Here is a 23,461-nt window from a genome sequence, read left to right as displayed (position 1 = left end):
TTTTCTTGTAATGGTTTGGTTGGTTTGTTGTGTGTTGCAAGTGTAAATATATTGAGCATAAAAAAAGCCCTTACTAAATAAATAGTAAAGGCCTTTTGCAGTTTAAAGTCGATACTTAGCGCATCGTTCCTGTTTACTCTGTACATCCAAATCTGGAAACACTCTGGAAACCTACATATTATCTAGTTTAGGAGGCTTTTCCAGAAAAAGTGAAAAATCGCAAAGAAATTTGGACTTTTTTGAGTTCTGGAAAGTAGTTTTCCAGATTTTGTACTTTCCATTTTTAAGAGTTACACCGTTGGATTATATTATTAAGATAATTTAAAAACTTTTTACTAGCACGAAAAGGTTTCATCGTATTAAAAAGACTAATTCAAAATCTAATTTTCTATGCTAATCTTTGAAAGACTTCAATAAAATAGGAATGGAAAGCCTTTGAAAAAAATTGATTTACACATACATACTGTCAGTACACCGAGCGATAAGAAATTTACTTTTAGTATGGAGCGGATGAAATGGTATGTAGAAGAGGCTAAATTAGACGCCATCGCAATTACTAATCATAATATGTTTGATTTAGAGCAGTTCCGTATAATCCAACAACAGCTTGCAGTTAAAGTCTTTCCAGGAATTGAGGTAGATATAGAGGGAACTCACCTTTTAGTAATAGCTGAAGATAATGAGTTAAATGACTTTAAAAGTCGCTGCGACATGATTACAGAACTCATACCTGATAAATATACTTCGATTACATTTGAAGAATTCCATGAAGTTTTTACAAGCCTTTCAAATTACCTGTTGATCCCTCATTACAAAAAGTCCCCAGAAATAAAAGAGGAGACGCTCAATAAGCTGAGAGAGCATGTAATGACTGGTGAGGTTACAAGCCCTAGGAAGTTTATTTACAGTATTAAAGATGCAGATGCACTCGTGCCTGTATGTTTTAGTGACTTACGTGTAGAAGATAAATTAAATGTTGTTCCTCCAAGGCATACATATATTGATGTTGGGGAAATTACACTCAAAGCTTTAAAGCTTGCACTATCAGATAAGTATAAAGTACATCTTTCAAAAGAAGAAGGGCATCAATTCTTTGAGGCGTTGAATAATGGCTTGAAATTATCTACAGGTTTAAACGTTGTTCTAGGCGAACGTTCGACTGGTAAGTCACATACACTCAATTTAATTGCGGAGCAGAATACAACTGAAGATGTAAAAGTTAAGTATGTTAGGCAGTTTTCTCTGTTACAGAGAGATGAAGATGATGAAAGGGATTTTTCTAGGAGTCTTTCGACGAGTCAATCCAGGATTACCGAGAACTATTTAAAGGAATTTAAAGAGTCAGTTGATTTGATGAGAGATGTTGATATTAGTCGTTCAGATAGAGAGCTTAATGACTTTGTTGATTCTTTACTGAGTCATGCTGCTGAATCGCATAAACTTGATGCTTTTGCTAAGGCTCATTTATTCACTGAATCAGGCTTTACTATTGATGATTTAGATTCATTGAAGACTCTCATCAATGCGGCTATGGTTTTAGCTGATAACTCTGGGTATAGAGAGATTATCAATAGATATGTTTCGGATGATAATCTAAAAAATTTGGTTGTTGATTTAATAAAAGAACATAACAAAAATAAAGACCTGGAACTCAAGAAATCATTTGTTAATGATCTTGTAGACAATATTAAAAGTGAGTTGAAAATGCATACAGCCGCAGCTCCAATTAGTGATGTCAATCTATATAAGCATGCTCTAGACCTTAAGAGGGTCGAGAAATTTAATACTCTGTGTCGGAATATAAAACAAGACACTGAGTTCCTTCGTAAGGATATCCAAGGATTTTCTAAGGTAGCAAAAAGAAGCAAATTTACAAATGCTCGTGATGTTGGTGGTGTATTAAGTCGAAGGATTTCTTTCGTTAGCTCCTTCTCTAAGTACGAAGAGACTGGCTTTAGTTACTTGAAGGAATTACGAAAAATAGAAGAACTCGCCGAGACTGAGTACCACAAATTGTTTGTTAAAATTAACTACGATATTTTGAATTCTTCTGGGTACCAGGTATCAGGCGGGGAGAGATCTGAATATCGATTATTACAAGAAATAAGTGATGCTAGTCAATTTGATTTACTATTGATTGATGAGCCAGAATCTTCTTTTGACAACATATTTTTATATAAAAAAGTAAATCGTCTTATAAAGGAAATGTCTGGCTTCATGCCCGTAATTCTGGTGACACACAACAGTACCGTTGGTGCATCAATAAAGCCTGATTATCTTGTGTATACAAGCAAGAGGGTAAATGATGGAAAAGTTGAGTATGATTTATATACAGGTTACCCAACGGATAAGGTACTAGTTGGCCTTGATGGCATGGAAACTGATAATCATAAAGTACTGCTTGATTGTTTAGAAGCAGGTCGTGAACCTTATGCAGTTAGGAGAAAAGAATATGAAGTGCTTGAAGATCGTTAATGGCAAAGGAGAGTTTTCTTTGGATGGGGATTCTTGGAAAGTGTTGGATGATATATCTAAGGAGGACATACTGGTTATAGTTAACAAGTGTTTAGAAGATTGTTTTGAGATGGATGATCCTTCTGAAGCCGAAGTTCACAATAAAGCACATGAAATTATCTATAAAAACCTATATGTAAAATTCGATGAACTCAATAACCAAAGAAGCAGATTTAAAGATGAGAGTGAAAATATATTCAAAGATGCTTTAGCTAAATACAGTTAATATAAGTTGAACATCAGAGTTGAGTAATAGGACTTTTCTGTTTATATTATCACTCTTAGTACATAAATAAGGCTAGCTTTTATTTGACTCTGCTAAGTAATGGGAAATTTTTTAGAGATAAGTATCGAAATTATTGCCTCAGCTACATCCTTGATTTCACCATATTATTAATTTCAGAAACAACTTTTAGGGTAATAAATTTATTCCAAATTTACTAACGACGAATGCAAACACTCCAAAAATAAAACAAGTTATTAAGGCGCTGAGGCCGAGTGATGGCCAAAAACCAAATCGGTGTAGTAATGATGGAAATATTAAAAACATCGGTAAGGTAGGCACAACATACCAAAATGTGTACCAGGCATGACTCGCAATTTTTCTGGCGGCTGTTTTTCAACGTACAACCAAATCATCGCTAAAATGGTTACCAATGGAAGTGCTACAATTAGTGCTCCGAGTTTATCACTGCGCTTTGCGACCTCTGAAACCGCTACAACAATTGCTGCTGTCACTAAGTATTTAAAAATTATCCAACCCATGTATTACTTTCCTTTTTAAATAAAAAAATAAAAACCGATTGCCTATCGGTTTTTATTTTGCCATGATATGGCTATGTTGTTAAGAGATATTTGATTATGCAGTTAGGCGAATTAGAAAAACTAGTACTTCAATATTTGTGGTCTTCTAAAGAAGCGGATGCAAAGCATGTGCACAGTCGTTTAGGTAAAACACGTGGCTGCACTCTCAATACTATTCAAAGCACCCTTGAAAGACTTTATAAAAAAGGCCTTCTTAGCAGAACTAAGCAGGGTCATGCTTATAATTACCGAACTAAAGTTGATCGTAACTCGCTTATAGCTACTTTAATAAATGATATTACAGCTGACTTTGTTGAAGAGGGTGAAAACAGTTTAATTGCTGCATTTTCTTCTACTTCGACTAATTTTAATGATACACAATTAGATGAGCTCGAAAAACTTATAGAGCAGCAGCGAAAACTACGAAGCGGAAAAGTGTAAACATGATTGTTGGAAATTGGGCCGTGTTTTTAAGTCTAGCGAGCGCAGCGGTGACCGCTTTTATTTGTGTGATCATATTGATTTCCTTCTTCCACACCTCGCTTTGTAAAAAACTTACTATTTTCCAGTTTACCGAGCGTAAGTTCATGCTTTGGTTAACTATTAGCAGCCCTTGGTGGATCTCATTATTGTGTGCAGCTGTATTTTGGCAGGCACATCAAAATCCAATGTCTAATTGGTGGCAAGGAGTCGCTCACTGGCATCACCTTGAGGTTTTCTCTGTATATAGTTGGCATTCGGTATTGCTTATATCGGCTGTTTGTTTGATGGCAAGTGCTAGCGTACATGCATTTTTTAGTCTTAATAGACATAGTTCAGCAATGAGCAGTCTGTTGGCTTTATCAAATACTCAACCTCACAAAGATTATCCAAACCAGTCTGTACACGTTATTGAACACCTTATACCAGAGGCATTTACTGTTGGTTTTTTCAATCCAAAAGTATATATAACCAGCGGATTACAAGCACTTGATGAAAAAACAGTACACATAGTCATACAGCATGAACTAGCACATTTAAAAGCCCGAGATCCGCTTTTTAAAACACTGTTTAGTCTATTTGGTTGGTGTTTTCCTGCGTCAACGCGCGCGGCGTTACAGCAATCTTATACGGCTTTAACAGAACAAATTGCTGATGTCGGTGCAACGCAAAGTTTTGATGGCTTAGATGTGGCTCAAGCACTTATTAATGTTGCTCGATTTCAACGACAACAACATATTACGAATGACAATATATACATGAGTCATTTTAGTAATGAGCAAATAACTCAGCGTATACAAACATTGTTAATGCCAATCTCCACTACGCCTAAGCTACTTTTAATGATCACTTTGTTTAGCTTTGTGGTTATCAGTTTATTCACACTGTCGACTGTCGATAGTGTCCACCATCTTATCGAAACTTTTTTCATCCACTAAGTAAGGATTAAAATGAAATCATTTAGTAGTCATTTCACCCACAAAAAACCGATTGGCAGTCGGTTTTTTGTGGGGGTATTGATGGCTTTTACAGCACTGCCGTGTTTTGCAAGTGCTGAGGCTTATCAAACATTAAATCTAAAGCAAGCCATCTCATTCACGCTTGCTAACAACCCGCAGTTACAGGGCTTCTTTTATCGAGATAAAGCCCAGCAAGGCAAAATAAAGCAAGCAAGTATAGGCCAAAGACCACAAATAGGCTTAATGGTTGAAGATGCTTTTGGGACAGGTGAGCATAGTGGTTTGCAAAATATGCAATCAACCTTAACTTTCTCTTGGCTGATTCAACAAGAGCAAATTGATAGTCGCGTAAAAGCAAGCCAGTCTGAACTTGAGCAGTTACGTTTAGATAAACAAATTATTGCACTTGATTTAGCCGCGATGACTGCGAAGCAATTTATTCAACTACTGGTGAAAGAAGAGGCACTAAAGCTCAATAAAATGGCAGTAAGACAAGCGAATGAAGTTGTAAATGCAATAGATAAACGAGTTCGTATTGGTCAGTCGTTGGCTATTGATAAAAATTTAGCCAAAGCTGAACTAATTAAACAAAAATTACTTGTCGAAGATCTTGAGCATGAAATAGCCAGCGGAAAATATCAGCTTTCAGCCTTGTGGGCAGAGCCTCGCACTGACTTTACACTTACAGGTAACTTATTGCAGTTACCTAAAATTGTAGATTTTCAGTCACAGTTCGAGCGCTTTAAAAATGCGCCTCGTTTGATGCAGTTAGCAAGTCAAAAACGTATTGCACAATCACACATTGAATTAGCTCAAATTGAAGCAAAACCACAATGGCAATTTACAACAGGCTTACGTCGTTATGAATCAACGGATGACTATGGGCTCGTGGCCGGTGTTTCTATTCCGTGGGGAGCATCTGGCAGCAATGCCGGAACGGTCGCTAAGTTACGTGCCGAGCAAGATGTATTAACAGCGCAAGCGAAGAGTTTAACTCAACAAGCTAATAGCCAGCTTTATGCTTTGCTTCAAGAAGTTAAGCATTCTGTTCATGTAATTACCACCTCAAAAAATGAAATCATTCCCACGCTAGAAACCGCGCTTACCCAAGCAAAACAAGCATTTAACGTTGGTAAATTGAATTACAACCAGTGGAGTAGCGTGCGTCAGGCGCAATTAAGCGCGCAATCAGAACTACTTAGCGCTTATGAAAGCTTACATTTACAACATATAGAAATTCAGCGTCTTACTGGCGCATCGATAGAACAATGAGATTATTTATGAAAACGACAAACTTTATTTCCTCCATAACCGTTGCCGTATTACTCGGCCTCAGCGCGGGGGTACATTTACCCGCTAGCGCAGTATCAACACCTACTACAGAGCAAGCAGAGCCTGAAAAAGGGCCGCATAATGGTCGTATGCTTCGTGAAGGAAACTTCGCATTGGAGTTAGCGATTTTCGAAACAGGCGTACCACCTGAGTTTAGAGTATGGTTAACAGATAATAAAAACCCAATTAATCCCGACGATGTTGAATTAACGGTTACGTTAACCCGATTAGGTAATGTGATTGATGATATTAAGTTTATTAGCCAAAGTGACTTTTTACGTGGGGATATGGAAATTTACGAACCGCACTCTTTTATTGTCACAGTAAATGCGAGCTACCAAGGAAAAACATATCGTTGGCAATACGATAACCTAGAGGGGCGAACAAAAATCGAACCCGCAGTAGTAGATGCAATGGCGATTGAAACTGCAATTGCAGGGTCTCAAAAGCTTCATCAAACGATCCCTGCTTATGGACAGGTTTGGTTACCGCCGAGTGCGCACCGCACTGTTTTTGCACGTTTTGAAGGTGTTATTACGCACTTAAATGTAAAGCTTGGCGATAAAGTAAATAAAGGCCAAACTTTAATGACGATTGAAAGTAATGAAAGTTTAAACCCCTATGAGATAAAATCGCCTATTGCTGGTTTTGTCGCAAAACAAATGGCTAATTCAGGTGAGCAAACGAATAACCGTGAACTGCTTGTTATCACAGACGCGAGTCAATCTGTCGTTAAATTAGCTGTCTACCCGAGCGATTACAGCAAAGTATCTCAAGGCACTCTAGTGAGCATTAAGGCAGAAGGTAGTCTTGTGAATATTGCTGGTAAGGTATCATTTATAGAGCCAAAAGTTAGAAGTGATCAGGCAAGAATGGTGTGGGTTACGTTGGCACAACAGACTGAGCCTTTGTTGGAAGGGAGTTTTGTTAAAGCCGATATTGAAACTGCTTCTTTTGAAGTTCCTTTAGCGGTAAAGAAAATAGGCTTACAGAGCTTTCGTGATTTTACGGTCGTGTATGCAAAAGTCGCTGATGAATATGAAGTCAGGATGCTTGAGCTGGGTCGTTCAGATGCAACATGGATAGAAGTACTAGGTGGACTGCCTGCCGGTACCGAGTATGTTACTGAAAATAGCTATGTCATCAAAGCCGATATTGAAAAATCTGGCGCGTCACACGATCACTAGGAGAGCGTAATGTTAGAATCGATTTTACGCTTTGCTATAAAGCGCAATATCCTCGTTCTTGTCATGGTATTAGCCATTGCAGGATTAGGCTTATGGAATTTTACTAAACTGCCTATTGATGCAGTACCTGATATAACCAATGTTCAGGTTATGATCAACACCGAAGCGCCAGGCTATACGCCGTTAGAGGTTGAACAACGCGTTACTTTCCCCCTCGAAAACGCACTTGCGGGGTTACCAGGACTTGTAAACACACGCTCAGTGTCTCGTTATGGTTTATCTCAGGTTATTGCTATTTTTGCTGATAATACCGATGTTTACTTTGCTCGTCAGTTGGTTAATGAGCGGTTGTCTAGTGCACGTTCGGAGTTGCCGATAAACCTTTTACCTGAGCTTGGTCCCATTGCTACTGGATTAGGTGAGATTTTTATGTTTACGGTTGATGCTGTGCCTGGTGCTAAAAATCCCGACGGTAGTGATATAACCCCCATTGATTTACGAACAGTACATGACTGGACAATTCGCCCTCAATTAATGCGGGTACCAGGTGTTGTTGAAGTAAACCCTATTGGTGGTTACGAGCGTGAAATTCTCGTTGCGTTTAAACCTGAAAAACTACTGGCTTATAATCTTACCTCAGCAGATGTTGTTGATGCTATTGGTCAAAACAACCAAAACCAAGGCACCGGATTTATTGAAAAAAGCGGTGCGCAATGGTTAATTCGTGTCCCAGGTCAGGTTGCTGGTTTAACTGAAATCACTAATTTACCCATCAAAACCATAGACGGCAGTGCAGTGTTTATTAAAGATGTTGCCACTATAAGTGATGGCAAAGGATTGCGTACTGGTGCTGCTACACAAAATGGCCGCGAAGTGGTGATGAGCACCGTGTTCATGTTAATAGGTGAGAACAGTCGCACAGTTGCACAAGGCGTTGGTGAAAAGTTAAAAGAAATCAATGGCAGTTTACCCGAAGGTATAGTTGCAAAAGCCGTCTATGACCGAACTAAACTGGTAGATAAAACGCTTAATACTGTTCAAACTAACCTGCTCGAAGGGGCCATTTTAGTTATTGTTGTATTATTTATATTACTGGGGAATTTCAGAGCCGCATTTTTAACGGCTTTAGTGATCCCATTTGCAATGTTGATGACAATAACCGGTATGGTACATACGCGAGTCAGTGCAAACTTGATGAGTTTAGGGGCATTAGATTTTGGTCTATTGGTTGATGGTACGATAATTATCGTCGAAAACTGCTTACGTCGTTTAAGTATGAGAGGTGATACCCCTCTTTCTTTAAAAGCACGTTTAGACATTGTTTTTACGGCTACACGAGAGGTTATTCGACCCGCTTTATTCGGTGTATTCATCATCACCGTTGTTTATTTACCTATTTTCGCGCTTGAAGGCGTTGAAGGAAAAATGTTCCATCCAATGGCATTAACGGTTGTGATTGCTTTGCTTTGTTCAATGGCGCTTTCGATCACATTTGTGCCTGCAATGATCGCCCTATTATTTAAAAAGCCAATTAAAGAAAAACCTAATCATATTATGCTGGGGTTAAGTCGTATTTATAAGCCGGTACTCTCATTAGCATTAAAAGGCCGCTGGGCTGTGGTGCTAATAACTTGTTTACTCGTAACATTCTTTGGTTATCAAGCGACACGCTTAGGAAGCGAGTTTGCACCAAATCTTGATGAAGGAGACATTGCCATGCATGCGCTTCGTATTCCTGGTACATCATTAAGCCAAGCGATTGAGCTACAAAAAGTGTTGGAAGAAAAAATTACGCAGATGCCTGAAGTCGAGCGTGTATTTGCAAAAATTGGCACCGCAGATGTAGCAACAGATGCAGTACCCCCTAGCGTAGCCGATAACTTTATTATTCTAAAACCACGAGAGCAATGGCCAAACCCTGATAAGTCAAAAGCACAAATTGTTGAAGAGTTAGCAGCCTTAGTTAAGCCAATTCCAGGTAACCGCTATGAGTTTTTACAACCAATTCAAATGCGCTTTAATGAATTATTAGCAGGTGTACGCGCTGAGCTGGCAATTAAAGTGTTTGGTGATGACTTTGAAACACTTGCTGCGTTAGGTAAGGAGATTGAATCCGCTATTGGAAATGTTGACGGTATTGCCGATTTAATGGTAGAGCAAACAAGCGGGTTGCCAATGCTTGAAATTGTACCCAATACTGAAAAGCTAAGCCAGTTTGGTATCAGCAAAGCACACATTCAGTCACAGTTAGCCACCGCATTAGGAGGGACTATTGCAGGTAAGTATTATCAAGGGGATATCCGCTCTAATATTGTTGTTCGTTTAGAAGAGCAGCAGCGTAATAATGTGCAAGAGATAGGTTACTTACCTATTAATTTACCTAATGGTCGCGCTGTGCCGCTCCAAGAGTTAGCAACAATCAAACTCACTAATGGCGCAAGTCAAATTAATCGCGAAAATGCTAAACGTCGTATTGTAGTGACTACCAATGTACGAGGACGTGACTTAGGAAGCTTTGTTGGAGATATTCAAACAATTATTGAAGATAAAGTCACTATTCCTGCTGGTTATTGGATTGAATACGGAGGAACGTATCAAAAGTTACAATCGGCCTCTGAGCGTTTGAGTGTGGTTGTGCCCGTTACATTGTTAATGATTATAGGCTTGCTTATTTTAGCTTTAAACTCACTTAAAGATGCTGCGATTATTTTTACCGGTGTGCCTTTAGCGCTTACCGGTGGAATTGCAGCACTGCTGTTACGTGATATTCCATTTTCAATATCTGCAGCGGTCGGTTTTATTGCTTTATCCGGCATTGCCATATTAAACGGCTTGGTAATGGTATCGTTTATTCGTGAATTACGCAGCTCAGGAATGGGGCTTAATCAAGCGATAACAGAGGGGGCATTAACACGTCTTCGCCCAGTGATAACTACAGCACTGGTTGCCTCATTAGGATTTATTCCTATGGCACTTAATACAGGGATTGGCTCAGAAGTACAGCGGCCTTTAGCAACCGTGGTAATTGGCGGCATTATTTCGTCGACCTTACTAACATTATTTGTGATCCCCGCACTGTATCGACTTTTACACAATGAAAAGGAGTCTATTTTGACTGAAAGTGAAACGTTGGAGCAACATGATGTCAACTAAAATAATAAACGTTAGCATAATGATTATGGTGCTTGTTTTGGCTTTTCTTAGCTTTGAGACCTTGGCCCATGGAGTTGATGACAGCACTCGCGCTTTTTTAGAGCAAAACCAAGGCGTACAGTTTGTGCCATTTATTTATATTGGTGCAAAGCACATGATCACCGGTTACGACCATATATTGTTTTTAATCGGTGTTATCTTCTTTTTGTATCGCAGTAAAGAGGTTTTGCTGTATGTCACCATGTTCACCATCGGCCACAGCACAACGTTACTATTAGGTGTGCTTGGCGATATTCAGATTAATGCCTATTTAATTGACGCTATTATTGGTTTTTCAGTTATTTATAAGGGCTTTGATAACTTAGGTGGGTTTAAGCGTTGTTTTAATTGGCAGCCAAATACAAAAATGGCGGTGCTTATTTTTGGTTTGTTTCATGGCTTTGGTCTAGCAACCAAGTTACAAGAGTTTCAATTACCCGAAGATGGATTACTGACAAACCTAATCGCCTTTAATATTGGCGTAGAGCTTGGCCAATTTTTAGCGCTCGCAGTTATTTTAATTGCCATTAATGTGTGGCGTAAACGGCCGTCATTTCATCGTTTTTCAACATTTATCAACGGTGCGTTAATGAGTGCCGGCTTAATGCTAGTCGGCCTTCAATTAACCGGCTATATAATTAATTAATTTAGAGAAATATATGCAACATACAGTTAGTTCAAAAACACTTATAAAAGCCAGTATCACCGCTTCATTAGTTGCGATAATCGCCTTTGTGCTATTTATCCTTCCGGCAGAATATAACATTGATCCAACCGGGATCGGTAAACAACTGGGCGTTACTAAAATAGCTCAGGCATCAGCGCAAAAACCACTTAAAACATCAGATTCATTGCAAGTGGGCAGTGATGAGTTTCAAACAATTGAAGTCACTATCCCTGCAAATCGCGGGGTTGAATATAAATTTGAGATGCAACAATATGAAAAAATGACCTACGAATGGATGACCGATGGCGCTTCTTTACATTTTGATTTACACGGAGAGCCAGCAGGAGACACAACCGGTTACTTCGAAAGCTATGCAATTGCCAATTTAAGCGAAATGAAGGGCAGCTTTACCGCCCCATTTGGGGGCTCACATGGCTGGTACTGGAAAAACAACTCAGATAACCCCGTGGCTATACAACTTTTAGTAAAAGGTCAATTTAAAGTGATTGGCTTAAAAAAGTAAACTTAAAATTTAACCGGAGAAAACAATGAATAAATTAATTTCAATCGTCTTAGTTTGTATTACGTTAATGAGTACTGGTGTTTTAGCACATAGTGATCATGCCCATGGCTACATTAATGATCAACAAGCGATTAGTATCGCAGCTAAATCAATAAAAAAATTGACCTTTAAAGACTATGGTTTTGAAGTTGGAAAATTAAATGATTCTTGGCAAGATATTTCTTCAGAAGCGTTTTCAGTCATAAGCAAGAACGGTGACTATTATGTTGTTCAAGCATCAAATAATAACGGTAGTGATCACGTTTATTTCAAAATAGCTAAAAATGGTCAGCTACTAGATGTAAAACCGAAGAACGATTTCTAAGCTTAAAGGTAAATTGGCACTGTGAGCTTTTACAGTGTCAATTTTCAATTTGTATTTTTGACACTAATTAAATTAGAAGGTAAGGCTTAGTAGGTAATAACTAAAATGGGTGTCGCATTTGTTTTTTATAAAATATTTTTGTATTAGCTGGTCTTTAAGCCGCTTTACTAATGAAAGTTGGCTCTTTTTCGAGAAAAGGAAGGCTTTAGTTGTACATAATATTGAAGAGGGCTTTTTATTCTCACCTAAGCGTCAGTACTTTTGTCGTTTTCTCATTATGAAATTTAAGCTTATGATATAAAAATATATAGCTGTAAGTTCAAGTCTAAACTAATACATGCTATAAATTGGTACATTCTGCTAGTTACTTCCCTTAAGCAGAAATAACTCAGATTCGAGGTCATTAATCTTTTTTAAGTGCTGGTGATTTGAAAGCGCTAGGGCATTGTGGGTAGAAGCCATTTGTGCCATTTGCTCTTTTAAGCTGGCTATTTCCGCTCGATATTTTTCTTTTAACCGTTTCTCGTTGGCAAGCTTTTCACGTAACTTAGTAACATCTGAGTTTTGCTGTGCTTGCTTTTTTGTTATAGCTTTTGATTTTAGTAGTTTAATTTTTTCAATGACGTCTGAGTAATAGTAAGCTGAGCCATTACCAAGGTTAGCTTCTTCCTCAACTGCAATGGCACTTAAACCTCGTTTGGCATCAATACGTACTGTATCGCCAGAAAGTATCCTGTCAATTGCGCTTAGAAGCTCTAACCTTGTATTCTCTGACTTACTCAAAGCTGTCTGATCTCAATTTCGGGTTTGTATGGAGTGTAGCTTATCTCAAAGTAGTCCATAACCTTTTCAGCTGCACGTAATTGCGTAATAAAATGGCTTAGCTGCGATTGAGATAGTTTAGTATGCTGCTCCATTTCAGTTATAGTCTCAACAATCCACTGATGTCGTTTTTGCCAAGCTTGTGCTTTAGTTTCGTCTATGACAACGTTCTCGCAGTTAAAACAGTTGGTTGGTGATACGACCTTTTCCATTCTGCATTCATAACCAGCCATGCAGTATGAGTGAAGTGTACCAGCAATAGATATTCTACCAGCAGATACTTGAGCATAAAGAGCATCCCAGGATGAGTATTTAACAGCGGTATCTTCTCTATCTTTAACAACATCTATACCTTTCTTACCATATAGCTTGTCATCTGAGTTATACCACTGATGCAATAGTTGTGTAGTGACTTCTTTATCCACTTCTTGAAGTAAATTATTGAGTTCTGAGTCCACTTTTACATGTTTTATTTTGGCTGCTACGCCTCCTTCTGAGTACCATTGAGACATTGGTAAATATATATGCTTATACTGTTGTTTAATGGCAACGTCAGAGAGTAAATTATAGCGTTTACCAAATACTGCAAAAGTTCGCCTGAGTTGGTGGGTTGTAAAAGCCCAAGGCTTACCTATAACTATCTTTTGCTTGTAAGCGTGTATGTTTAGGTTTGGATTTAGAAGTTTAAACTCTTCATAATCTTGCTCATTTACGATGGCGCCAGCCTCTTCTACTAGCTGCTTATGATGAAGAGCAAAAGGTGGACCTGTCAGCATGTTTGGCTTTCTGCATTTCATTTGTTGAACTAGCCAGATGCTTGAGGCTCTAGCATTTTCGACTCGGTCATCTGAGAGCATGAGTTGAGTTCTCATATTTTGAGTGAGTAGTGATGCGAGCTCGATTGCTTTCCCAGTAATTGGAGATGCCAACCACTCTGCTTTTTCAGGCACCGCAGGTGTCATTTTACTGTGGTAGGATTGTAACGAATAAAACACTTGGTCTTTTAATTTTAATGTTTTAAAGCTATCAGAGTGTAAACTATAGATCTCGCTTCTTCTCATGCCCGAAAAGGCTCCACAAATTATAAAGCAGCAAGTTAGAATATGGGAGTATAACCAATTGAATCTTCGTATATCACTAGGAATTAATTTTTCGATATCAGCGTTGGAAATATAGCTTTTAAGTATATTGGTAGAAGTTTGGGGTTTAGCTTTAGTTATCTCAGCTTTGTAGTGAGGGGAATCAGATGTTAACCAGTTCCATTGACCTGATTTTATTTTGTTATCAACAGCCGCTTTGCCAATTTCATAGTTTTCTTGCTGCTCGGTATGGATATCTAATAATGTATCTCGAATAGGATAGTAAGTATCTATATACTCGATAGCCTTTGAGTATATGAGTTGCATCAAGCGTGATGGTATAGCGTAATACTGCTCACTTTCTAGTTTGGTTGGGCAACCTAATTGACGGCCTAATTCTGTAATTGATGTCGTCAAAGGTAATGATAGTTTTATGGGGGTTTGGTTCTTAACCGCTTCGATCCAGTTTAATGCGAAAATAAGTTTTGAAGTATATGGCCCACTCATTTTAAGTGACTTTAAATATTCGCAAAACCTAGAAAACTGTATGGGATGGTTAAGGACACAAATCGAATCTGCTTTGATGGATTCTATGTATTTATATACTTGGGTTAAATTGATATTTCTCTCTAAAAATGTTGTGGTTTTTATCATTGCCCCTTGCCTTAAGGTGCCGACAGCAAATAAACCAAGGAATGCGAGTAACTTTTGTTCTTGCAACAAGGAAATAGTTGTTAAATGAGTAAAAGAAGCCCGCTTTTTCGAAACAATTTTGACATCTACATAGTGTGTTAAATCCCATGTGTTATCGCCAAAGTAACTTATGGTTTTACCATTTTGGTCAATCATTACTGGGATTTTGTTTAAATTGTCCCAATCCTTATTTTCAAAATACTGTATTGCCTGTTCAACAAAAACAGTATTCTCTTTTATAACTTGTTCTGGTGCAGCAAGTAACGGTTTCATAGCATTTCCTTATAAAACCAAATTAAGCGTATCGGGCCAAAAAGGGTGGCGACCAATTGTATGTAGCTTCCGCTCAGCTTGCCTGCGCACTTTTAAGTCGATACTAAAAAGCACTTGCTTTATTTTTCTTAGTACTCGATCAAAATTGTTTTTAAAGTGTGACATGTTGAGGTGATCTTCTTTGGCATCCTCTAACGCTTCATAAAAACTCAATAAACACCAAATATCATCAACTTCTTCAACCAGCACTTGATTTGGGCAGGAAAAGCAATTTAATAAGTCTGCACAGGCAAGATGGGTCATGTCAACGCTATCGATAGAGGCCTTTCGTCGAAAACGGTCACCATGGTTATCAAAGGGGTCTTTGCAACCTGTACCTAAAGGTGTTTTTTGACCATTCCCTGATTTAGCATAGCGGTTTACGAATTCATCATAGGGTAGTATTTCTAGATTCATTTGCTCAAGAGTTTGTTCTCGTGCTCTACTAATATCGCCACATTTAATTGCATTTTCTAAGGTGTTAGCTGTGGCTTGAAGTTGGGCGTTATTTTCTGACTCGTTACCTCTGCTATAGTGCTTTCGAACTACATCAGGTGTGTTATTGAGCAACATGGATGTTTCGAGTGAGTTTCCTGTGAGTGCTAAGTAATTAGATGCACCTGTAGCTCTAAAGCGTTTAGCTTCAGGCCTAAGTTGTTGACCATTGTCATCAGTCAAATCGAATATATTAATTAGCCAATTCATATTGGAACGAATATGCGTTGGGCACAAGGGCTTATTTATCCCGTTTAGACATTGATGAAGTAGTCTATTGGCATCTGGAAACAGCACGTGCGTAAGGGTGATAAGGTCATTAATAAAATTTAGCGCATGCTTTGGAATGTCTGTGCTAAGATTATCGCCGAGCTCGATGGTAACAAATTTATTAGCTCTCTTCTTTAACGCTGTTTGCACAAACCACTTACCTTGCTGTCCCTTTTTTTGTGAAGCTTTGGGGATATCCATATCTCTTATCGTACTAGCGTTTGCCCATGTGTAATAGGCAAGTAAGAAATATGCAGCACAGTAACACTTGGTAATAGCACCACTTACAGGCACTTCGATTTTATTAAAAGAAAAGCTCGCGTATTGGTCGCTTCTCCTTGCTTGAATGTATTCTTTAGGTGAGGTTTGAATTTGCTTGGAAAGCTGAAAATATAGTTCTTTTAGTATTTTAATTAACTTTTTCAATTCAGATTCTGAGTATGCTTGAGTTGGATTTATTTGGCTGCGAAATAGTTTGAATTTAGAAAACCACTCATCAACAGGGTGATCTAGCATCTTCATTATTGTTCTTATACTACTTAATTCACCTTTTGCTGTGTTTGAACTTTTGCTGCCAATTCTAACGCTGTGAACTAGAGCTGTTTCAAATGCATTGATACCCTCTTTTGAATCTGGATTTACTGGAATACTGTCACAAATATTCACATACCGTGTAAATGTTCTAAAAAGGGTATTCATTGTTGTGTCAGTATATTCTGTATTAGCTTTGAATGCTTGATACCACTTAATAATTTGGTTGTCTCGGTTAAGCAAAGTACCCCGATGCATTTCAAAAAGTTTAGGCACGCCTTTGTATCTAAATCTTTGAAAGTCTGGGTATACAAATTGATCACCATAAATATTTAACTTAAGTTTAAGGTCAATATTTAAATTTGATTTGTTAATCACGAGAGATCCTCATTAATGACTGACTCCATAACTTGATCTAAAAAGCAAACTGCACGTATCGATGCCTTGCTTCGGTTTATAAAGTTCAGGTATCGCCAAGTTGTTTTCTCATCTTTATGTCCCATCCACCCCATGATTAATGACATAGCATCGAATGGTGACAACCCAACTTTTTCGTCTAAAAGGGACGCAAGGCGAAATGTACCGTAAGTTGCACGTAAATCGTGAGTTCTATGCTGAAAGTGGGTATTTAGCTCATTGCGTATGTAATTACGAGTTAAGCTAAAGTGACGCTGTATTGCATTGGTAGTATATGGTTTACCTCGATTGGTAATTAATAATTCCGTAATCGGTTTATCGGTTTTAGACTCTCTTTTCTGGCGACGCTCACTAATCAAGTAGCGATGCATCTTGTTCATTAACAGTGTTGGAATTTCGATAGTTCTGACTGAGCCAAATTTGGTGAGTACACCGTTATGAGGTCCTATACTAACTTGAATATGGTATTTATTCGGGTCACATCTATTCACTAGATTAGCAGGAAAGGTGCAGGCTTCTTCTATACGAAGGCCGCACATGAGTTGTAATAGTTGATGTATTTGGAACTCAATTGACTGTTCTTTGAGTGCTCGCGAATATAATTTTACCTCATCTTCTGTAAGGGGATTCAAGCTTTGCTCTGGTGTACGCCTTGGGACCCTGATCCTTAAGTCTGAGCTTCTAACAACATAATTACGATTGATATGCGCAAGCATCCCAGTCGTTTTGATGCTAACAAACTCTACTTCAAATGGTTTATTTTCCTTAGAGAAGTTAATTAACCTCTCGTAATATGCCCACTCGTAGAATTTAATTATATGGTTCATATATACAGCTGCTGTTGAACTATTTAGCTCACCGGCTTTCACTGAGGCCAAAAGATCTTGGTTTCGGAAAATATATGTGGGCTTATTTGATTTGATAGTTGGAAAGTCTTTCCAAGAGAGTTCATGGCTTTTTAAAAAGCGCCAATATCGACTTATGGCACGAACGTTTGAATTGATGTTTTTTGCGCGCTTAACGTTAATGAGGTGATTCATCCAAAGGTTTATTGGCATGACGTATTCACCATCTTCATAAAAAGTTGGAAAGCCTTTTAGCTGAATGCTTGATTTTGTTTTGCAAAAGGGAGTTTGGATCTCAGTTTTAAAATCATCTGATTGAACTATTGTGAGCATGAAAAAGCCGACCAAAAATTGTACGTTACTTGGTCAGCTTAGTTCGTTTTCCAGAGTTAGCAAATGTAAAGTTTCACTTTTCCAGAGAAAAATTTACATAGTAACAAACTCTTCTGAGCCAGTCGGGTGTATAGCAACCACAGCATCAAAGTCAGCTTTAGTAGCGCCCATTTTCATGGCGACAGCAAAACCTTGAATCATTTCGTCTACAGCAAAACCTATACCATGCAAGCCGACCACTTTTTCATCTGGACCTGCGCACACTAGCTTCATTTTACAAGGCTGGCGATGTTGCGTAACCGCGGTATACATAGCGGCAAAAGCTGATTGGTATACTTTTACGTTTTCTGCACCGTATTGCGATATAGCTTCTTGTTCTGTTAAGCCAATAGTACCAATGGGTGGGTGACTAAATACTACCGTAGGAACTAAGCTGTAATCCATTTTTAAATCATCTGGCAGTTCTTTATTAAATAAGCGCTCAGATAAAGTACGCCCAGCTTTAACTGCTACTGGGGTAAGCTCAATGCCGTTTTCGATAATGTCGCCCACAGCGTATACGTTTTTAGCTGTGGTATTTTGGTACTCGTCTACTTTAACAAAACCTTTGCTGTTAACTTCTACGCCTGCTGCAGCAATATTAATTGCATTTGTGGTTGGCTCGCGGCCAATAGCCCAAATTACTTGGTCTACGTTATGGCTTTTACCATTATCTAAATGCAAGGTTACTGAGCCGTCGTCTTCTTTAACCAACTTATGTGGTACAGATTCGGTATGCAGCGTAGGGCCTTCTTTTGCCATTACTTCAACTAGCGTATCGATTATATATGGGTCAAAGTTACGCAGTGGTGCGTGTTTACGCACAAATAAATGCGTGTCAGTGCCCAAGCTATGTAGTACGCCTGCAAGCTCTACAGCAATGTAACCTGCGCCAATAACAGCAACGCGTTTAGGTTGCTCTTTAAGCTCAAAAAAGCCATTAGAGTCAATGCCGTGCTCAGCACCTTCAATGTTTGGAATGCTTGGACGACCGCCAACAGCAATTAAAATATGATCAGCAGTATAATGCTCACCATCTACTTCAACTGTTTTATTATCTACAAATTTAGCAAAACCTTTAATTACGGTAACGCCGTTGTTTGCAAGGCCATTATCGTAACCTTTATGGATTCGGCCAATGTAGGCTTCGCGGCTTTCTACTAATTTGCCCCAATCAAAACCTTTTACTTCAACATTAAATCCGTAATCAGGCGCATATAAATTAATTGCTTCAGCAACTTGAGCACCATGCCACATTACTTTTTTAGGTACACATCCTACGTTTACACATGTGCCACCCATATGTTTTGCTTCAATAAGTGCTACTTTAGCGCCACGCATTGCCGCACGGTTCGCCGACGCAATACCGCCGCTACCACCGCCAATTGCAATATAATCAAAATGCTGAGCCATGTTTAATCCTCAAAGTTTATTTAACTGTGTTGTGCCGATGATAGCATATGCTCAAGGCAAATTACTTAATCAGCATAGGTAAAATTACCATACACCTTGTATAAACGAAAAAGATCTTATTGCGATCAGCATAAGCTTAAATGCTCTTGTATTTAGCCACTTTGCCCCAACTTTAATGCTTATAATGCACAAAATTGAGAAAAATATGACCAATGCAAACACTAACCCATTAATTGGGCTTGAAGGCTTACCGCCATTTTCAAAAATAAAGCCAGAGCACGTAGTGCCAGCACTAAAGCACGGGATTGAGCAGTGCCGCCAAGCCATTGAAGATGTGCTTGCTAAAAAATCATACACTTGGAACGATTTAGTACTGCCACTAGAAGAAGGCGATGATAAATTATCACGGATGTTTTCGCCGGTATCGCATTTAAACTCAGTAATGAATAACGACGAACTACGTGAGCAATACGAGCAATGTTTACCACTTATTTCTGAGTACTCAACTTTTGTAGGGCAGCATCAAGGTTTGTTTGCAGCTTACAACGCGTTATATAACAGTGATGAATTTAAAACCCTCACTACCGCTCAGCAAAAGTCGATTACTAATGCATTACGCGATTTTAAATTATCGGGTATTGCACTAGAGCCCGCGCAGCAAAAACGTTATGGCGAAATTAGCGCGCGTTTATCAGAGCTGGCCTCTAAATTTGGCAACAATGTTATGGATGCCACATTGGCTTGGCATAAACACATTACCGATGAAAGTGAACTGGCTGGTTTACCAGAGTCGGCGTTGGCTTTAGCTGCCGATACCGCAAAAAGTAAAGAATTAGACGGCTGGGTATTTACGCTCGATTTTCCATCGTACTTACCTATTATGACCTACGCCGATAATCGCGAATTACGCGAAGAAACATACACAGCGTTTTCTACACGTGCGTCTGATCAAGGTCCTAATGCGGGTGAATTTGATAACTCAGCAATTATGAGCGAAGAGCTAGCGCTACGTCATGAACTAGCACAGCTGCTTGGCTTTAATAGCTACGCTGAAAAGTCACTTGCCACTAAAATGGCTGAGACGCCTGCACAAGTATTCTCATTTTTAGAAGACCTAGCGGCTAAATCAAAACCACAAGCAGAGCAAGAACTTGCAGAGCTACAAGCCTACGCAGAGCAAAAACACGGTATTACCGAACTAGCAGCGTGGGATTTTGGTTATTACGGCGAAAAGCTTAAGCAAGACAAATACGCCATTTCAGACGAAGTACTCCGCCCGTATTTTCCAGCTAATAAAGTATTAAGTGGTTTGTTTGAAACAGTTAACCGTTTATTTGGCATTAGCGTAAAAGAAGTCAGTGATTTTGACAGCTACCACAAAGATGTACGCTTTTTTGAAATATACGACAGCAGTAATACGTTACGTGGCCGTTTTTATCTCGACTTATATGCTCGCGATCATAAACGTGGTGGCGCATGGATGGACGACTGTATGGGGCGCAAAGTACGCGCTAGCGGCGAATTGCAAACACCAGTGGCGTATTTAGTTTGTAACTTTAACAAGGCAATAGGCGATAAACCGGCCTTGTTTACTCATAACGAAGTAACTACATTATTCCATGAATTTGGCCATGGTATTCATCATATGCTAACTCAGGTAGATGCAGCGCCTGTTGCAGGCATTAACGGCGTTGCATGGGATGCGGTAGAGCTACCAAGTCAGTTTTTAGAAAACTGGTGCTACGAAGAGCAAGCACTTAGCTTTATTTCAGGGCATTACGAAACCGGCGAGCCACTACCAAAAGAGCTACTAGATAAGTTACTAGCGGCTAAAAACTATAACTCGGGCATGCAAATGCTGCGTCAGTTAGAGTTTTCGTTATTCGACTTTAAAATACATAACGACTACGTAGCCGGTGAGCCATGTAATATTCAAGCTGTGCTTAACGACGTACGTAGCCGCACCTCGGTGATTAAAGCGCCAGAATTTAACCGCTTTCAGCATGGCTTTAGCCATATTTTTGCCGGTGGTTATAGCGCAGGTTATTACTCGTATAAATGGGCAGAAGTACTCTCTGCCGATGCTTATTCTAAATTTGAAGAAGAGGGCATTTTTAACCCAGAAACAGGGCGAGCATTTATGCAGCACATCCTAGAAAAAGGCGGCAGCGAAGAGCCAATGGAATTATTTAAAAACTTCCGTGGCCGCGAGCCAAATGTTGACGCACTTCTTCGCCACAGCGGTATTGCTGCCTAAAGTATAGAGTTAACTCTATATACTTTGAGCTACACACAAACACATGGCGCTCAGTTTTCATTGCAAAGCTGAGCGCTTTTTTACAGCATTTGAACTTTAATTACTCTCGACTTTAAGACTATTGTTTTCCTTTCATTGCTATTTAAATGCTTTAAACTAAGGCGCTTGATATACTAAAAAAGTATTTTATCGTCGGAGTGTAGAGTGGTTATTAAGTGTGCCTTTAAAGAGTGCCGTCCTTATTTAAATGAGTTAGAAACACGTTTTGGCTTAGCCCATTGGGCAGAGAAAAGCAGTGGTTTTAGCCTGCATTACGACGATACAGGCCTGAGCTTATATAAAACCGATGAGCCTAAACTGGGCGCAATAAGCGTTGACTTTGTTACGGGCGCTGCAGCGCACAGACGAAAGTTTGGCGGCGGTAAAGGCCAAGCAATTGCCAAAGCAGTAGGCTTAAATAAAGGGGCGACTCCGGTAGTTCTCGACGCCACAGCAGGGCTAGGACGTGATGGTTTTGTATTAGCGTCGCTTGGTTGTAAAGTAATATTGCACGAACGCCACCCCGTAGTTGCAGCACTTTTATACGATGGCCTACAGCGCGCATACAACGACATTGAAATTGGTCCGTGGATGCAGCAAAACATGAGCCTCATATTTGGCTCAAGCCATACCTTACTTGCTCAATGCGAAAGCATGCCAGATGTAGTTTACTTAGATCCTATGTTTCCGCATCGCGAAAAATCAGCCTTAGTTAAAAAAGAAATGCGCGTATTTCAAGATTTAGTAGGCGCCGACACCGACGCCGACGATTTACTCGAATTTGCCTACCCACTCGCCAGTAAGCGCGTGGTAGTAAAGCGCCCCGACTATGCCCCGTTTTTAAACGACAAAACCCCAAGCATGCAAATTAAAACGAAAAAAAACCGCTTCGACGTATACGTAAAAGCCGCTATGGTAAAAGCTTAAGGCTCAGCGTTAGCAGCGTATTATCGTAGCCGTGTTTTTAATTACATGGTAGAATTTGCGCAATTTTTTGCAGCAAACAAAGTAGCACAGCAATGATCTTAGATGATATTCGCGTTGTTTTAGTTAACACATCACACTCAGGTAATATTGGTTCGGCGGCTCGCGCCATGAAAACCATGGGCTTATCAAAGCTTTATTTAGTCGACCCTGCATGTGAAATCGACAGTCATGCCAGTGCATTAGCCGCTGGAGCAAGTGATGTTTTAGGTAATGCTGTGATTGTTGATACTGTTGCTGATGCAATTGCCGATTGCGCGTTAACTATTGGCACGAGTGCGCGCTCTCGCACACTATCTTGGCCTATGGTTGAGCCACGTGAATGTGGTGAAAAGCTAGTAAGCGAAGCAGCTAATGGTCCGGTAGCTTTGGTGTTTGGTCGTGAAAATAGCGGCTTGAGCAACGATGAATTACAGCTTTGCAATTATCATGTATGTATTCCGGCAAATCCAGAGTACAGCTCGCTTAATTTAGCTATGGCAGTGCAGACATTATGCTACGAAACGCGAATGGCGTTTTTAAATCAGCAACCTAAAATAGCCGAAGAAGATGACACCGTTTACCCTAGCTCAAAACAAACTGAGTTATTTTACGGGCATCTTGAAGAGACACTGTTTAATACTGGGTTTATCATTAAGCAGCACCCAGGCATGGTTATGACCAAGTTACGTCGTATGTTTAATCGTGCTCGCCCTGAAGATGCTGAAATGAACATTTTACGTGGTATTTTAACCTCTATAAATAAGTCGATACCTAAATAATAATGGTTATAGCAATTAGTTATAACAAGCTACGATTAAATAACGCGCTAATACTTGACTAAATTACTCAGGTAATTACAATAGGACGTAATACTTGAGTAAAACACTCAGGTATTACGTGTTTAGCTAAGAACTGGTTTTAAGTTTTA

At 39.2% G+C, this 23,461-nt stretch carries 18 protein-coding genes and 1 pseudogene; 13 read left to right on the top strand and 6 right to left on the bottom strand.

What is annotated here, in order from left to right:
- Positions 1-435: 435 nt before the first annotated feature.
- Together CIK86_RS11340 and CIK86_RS11335 are read left to right on the top strand one after the other, a co-directional pair.
- A complete protein-coding gene (locus CIK86_RS11340) occupies positions 436-2,475 on the top strand; it encodes a PHP domain-containing protein (protein WP_024596479.1) in 2,040 nt (679 codons plus the stop codon).
- A complete protein-coding gene (locus CIK86_RS11335; RefSeq protein WP_254910741.1) occupies positions 2,432-2,740 on the top strand; it encodes a hypothetical protein in 309 nt (102 codons plus the stop codon). Before CIK86_RS11340 ends, CIK86_RS11335 begins: the two co-directional genes overlap by 44 nt.
- A gap of 186 nt (positions 2,741-2,926) precedes the next feature.
- On the opposite strand, the pseudogene CIK86_RS11330 reads toward CIK86_RS11335, so the two are convergent.
- Positions 2,927-3,279, bottom strand: a pseudogene (locus CIK86_RS11330) (DUF3147 family protein).
- 96 nt (positions 3,280-3,375) lie between these two features.
- Here CIK86_RS11330 and CIK86_RS11325 point away from each other — a divergent pair.
- Genes CIK86_RS11325 through CIK86_RS11290 form a run of 8 tightly spaced genes read left to right on the top strand, consistent with a single transcriptional unit; the run spans position 3,376 to position 12,022 of the window.
- Positions 3,376-3,759: a BlaI/MecI/CopY family transcriptional regulator gene (locus CIK86_RS11325; protein ID WP_008467191.1), complete on the top strand. Its 384-nt coding sequence runs from the start codon at positions 3,376-3,378 to the stop codon at positions 3,757-3,759.
- 2 nt (positions 3,760-3,761) lie between these two features.
- The gene (locus CIK86_RS11320; RefSeq protein ID WP_086996595.1) at positions 3,762-4,736 is read left to right on the top strand and encodes a M56 family metallopeptidase; all 975 of its coding nucleotides are present in this window, start codon (positions 3,762-3,764) and stop codon (positions 4,734-4,736) included.
- Positions 4,737-4,748: 12 nt separating this feature from the next.
- Positions 4,749-6,029 carry a TolC family protein gene (locus tag CIK86_RS11315; protein ID WP_008467195.1) on the top strand — a complete coding sequence of 427 codons (1,281 nt, stop codon included), beginning with the start codon at positions 4,749-4,751 and terminating at the stop codon, positions 6,027-6,029.
- A gap of 8 nt (positions 6,030-6,037) precedes the next feature.
- The gene (locus tag CIK86_RS11310; RefSeq protein ID WP_008467197.1) at positions 6,038-7,276 is read left to right on the top strand and encodes an efflux RND transporter periplasmic adaptor subunit; all 1,239 of its coding nucleotides are present in this window, start codon (positions 6,038-6,040) and stop codon (positions 7,274-7,276) included.
- 9 nt (positions 7,277-7,285) lie between these two features.
- Entirely contained in the window at positions 7,286-10,429 is a 3,144-nt protein-coding gene (locus tag CIK86_RS11305; protein ID WP_008467199.1) for a CusA/CzcA family heavy metal efflux RND transporter, read from the top strand.
- Positions 10,419-11,114: a HupE/UreJ family protein gene (locus CIK86_RS11300; RefSeq protein WP_008467202.1), complete on the top strand. Its 696-nt coding sequence runs from the start codon at positions 10,419-10,421 to the stop codon at positions 11,112-11,114. Before CIK86_RS11305 ends, CIK86_RS11300 begins: the two co-directional genes overlap by 11 nt.
- Positions 11,115-11,127: 13 nt before the next feature.
- A complete protein-coding gene (locus tag CIK86_RS11295) occupies positions 11,128-11,658 on the top strand; it encodes a hypothetical protein (protein WP_008467204.1) in 531 nt (176 codons plus the stop codon).
- A 25-nt stretch (positions 11,659-11,683) separates the two neighbouring features.
- Positions 11,684-12,022 carry a DUF6488 family protein gene (locus CIK86_RS11290; protein WP_008467207.1) on the top strand — a complete coding sequence of 113 codons (339 nt, stop codon included), beginning with the start codon at positions 11,684-11,686 and terminating at the stop codon, positions 12,020-12,022.
- A gap of 360 nt (positions 12,023-12,382) precedes the next feature.
- On the opposite strand, the gene CIK86_RS11285 is transcribed toward CIK86_RS11290, so the two are convergent.
- The 5 genes from CIK86_RS11285 to gorA all read right to left on the bottom strand — a co-directional run bounded on the left by CIK86_RS11285 (position 12,383) and on the right by gorA (position 19,271).
- On the bottom strand, positions 12,383-12,805 hold the full coding sequence (locus CIK86_RS11285) for a hypothetical protein (RefSeq protein WP_008467209.1): 423 nt from the start codon (positions 12,803-12,805) through the stop codon (positions 12,383-12,385).
- Positions 12,802-14,889, bottom strand: a complete 2,088-nt coding sequence (locus CIK86_RS11280; RefSeq protein WP_008467210.1) for a hypothetical protein — start codon at positions 14,887-14,889, stop codon at positions 12,802-12,804. The genes CIK86_RS11285 and CIK86_RS11280 overlap by 4 nt, the downstream gene beginning before the upstream one ends.
- A gap of 9 nt (positions 14,890-14,898) precedes the next feature.
- On the bottom strand, positions 14,899-16,602 hold the full coding sequence (locus tag CIK86_RS11275; RefSeq protein WP_008467212.1) for a hypothetical protein: 1,704 nt from the start codon (positions 16,600-16,602) through the stop codon (positions 14,899-14,901).
- Positions 16,599-17,819 carry a site-specific integrase gene (locus tag CIK86_RS19395; protein WP_008467214.1) on the bottom strand — a complete coding sequence of 407 codons (1,221 nt, stop codon included), beginning with the start codon at positions 17,817-17,819 and terminating at the stop codon, positions 16,599-16,601. Before CIK86_RS19395 ends, CIK86_RS11275 begins: the two co-directional genes overlap by 4 nt.
- A 93-nt stretch (positions 17,820-17,912) precedes the next feature.
- On the bottom strand, positions 17,913-19,271 hold the full coding sequence (gene gorA / locus CIK86_RS11265; RefSeq protein ID WP_086996592.1) for a glutathione-disulfide reductase: 1,359 nt from the start codon (positions 19,269-19,271) through the stop codon (positions 17,913-17,915).
- Between the two features lie 205 nt (positions 19,272-19,476).
- Here gorA and prlC point away from each other — a divergent pair, with 205 nt between their 5' ends.
- The 3 genes from prlC to trmJ all read left to right on the top strand — a co-directional run bounded on the left by prlC (position 19,477) and on the right by trmJ (position 23,312).
- Positions 19,477-21,528, top strand: coding sequence for an oligopeptidase A (gene prlC / locus CIK86_RS11260; protein ID WP_086996658.1), 2,052 nt, complete (start codon positions 19,477-19,479; stop codon positions 21,526-21,528).
- A gap of 204 nt (positions 21,529-21,732) precedes the next feature.
- A complete protein-coding gene (locus CIK86_RS11255) occupies positions 21,733-22,494 on the top strand; it encodes a class I SAM-dependent methyltransferase (RefSeq protein WP_086996589.1) in 762 nt (253 codons plus the stop codon).
- Positions 22,495-22,586: 92 nt separating this feature from the next.
- Positions 22,587-23,312, top strand: coding sequence for a tRNA (cytosine(32)/uridine(32)-2'-O)-methyltransferase TrmJ (gene trmJ / locus CIK86_RS11250; protein WP_086996586.1), 726 nt, complete (start codon positions 22,587-22,589; stop codon positions 23,310-23,312).
- The last annotated feature ends 149 nt before the right edge of the window (positions 23,313-23,461 follow it).

The sequence above is a fragment of the Pseudoalteromonas sp. JB197 genome (assembly GCF_002332205.1).
GTDB lineage: Bacteria > Pseudomonadota > Gammaproteobacteria > Enterobacterales > Alteromonadaceae > Pseudoalteromonas > Pseudoalteromonas nigrifaciens.
This window is presented reverse-complemented; position numbering and strand designations above follow the sequence as displayed.

Coding starts and splice junctions, on each gene's coding strand:
- CIK86_RS11335 (WP_254910741.1), top strand. CDS start 2,432: ATGCAGTTAGGAGAAAAGAATATGAAGTGCTTGAAGATCGTTAATGGC.
- CIK86_RS11325 (WP_008467191.1), top strand. CDS start 3,376: ATGCAGTTAGGCGAATTAGAAAAACTAGTACTTCAATATTTGTGGTCT.
- CIK86_RS11320 (WP_086996595.1), top strand. CDS start 3,762: ATGATTGTTGGAAATTGGGCCGTGTTTTTAAGTCTAGCGAGCGCAGCG.
- CIK86_RS11315 (WP_008467195.1), top strand. CDS start 4,749: ATGAAATCATTTAGTAGTCATTTCACCCACAAAAAACCGATTGGCAGT.
- CIK86_RS11310 (WP_008467197.1), top strand. CDS start 6,038: ATGAAAACGACAAACTTTATTTCCTCCATAACCGTTGCCGTATTACTC.
- CIK86_RS11305 (WP_008467199.1), top strand. CDS start 7,286: ATGTTAGAATCGATTTTACGCTTTGCTATAAAGCGCAATATCCTCGTT.
- CIK86_RS11300 (WP_008467202.1), top strand. CDS start 10,419: ATGTCAACTAAAATAATAAACGTTAGCATAATGATTATGGTGCTTGTT.
- CIK86_RS11295 (WP_008467204.1), top strand. CDS start 11,128: ATGCAACATACAGTTAGTTCAAAAACACTTATAAAAGCCAGTATCACC.
- CIK86_RS11290 (WP_008467207.1), top strand. CDS start 11,684: ATGAATAAATTAATTTCAATCGTCTTAGTTTGTATTACGTTAATGAGT.
- CIK86_RS11280 (WP_008467210.1), bottom strand. CDS start 14,889: ATGAAACCGTTACTTGCTGCACCAGAACAAGTTATAAAAGAGAATACT.
- CIK86_RS19395 (WP_008467214.1), bottom strand. CDS start 17,819: ATGCTCACAATAGTTCAATCAGATGATTTTAAAACTGAGATCCAAACT.
- gorA (WP_086996592.1), bottom strand. CDS start 19,271: ATGGCTCAGCATTTTGATTATATTGCAATTGGCGGTGGTAGCGGCGGT.
- prlC (WP_086996658.1), top strand. CDS start 19,477: ATGACCAATGCAAACACTAACCCATTAATTGGGCTTGAAGGCTTACCG.
- trmJ (WP_086996586.1), top strand. CDS start 22,587: ATGATCTTAGATGATATTCGCGTTGTTTTAGTTAACACATCACACTCA.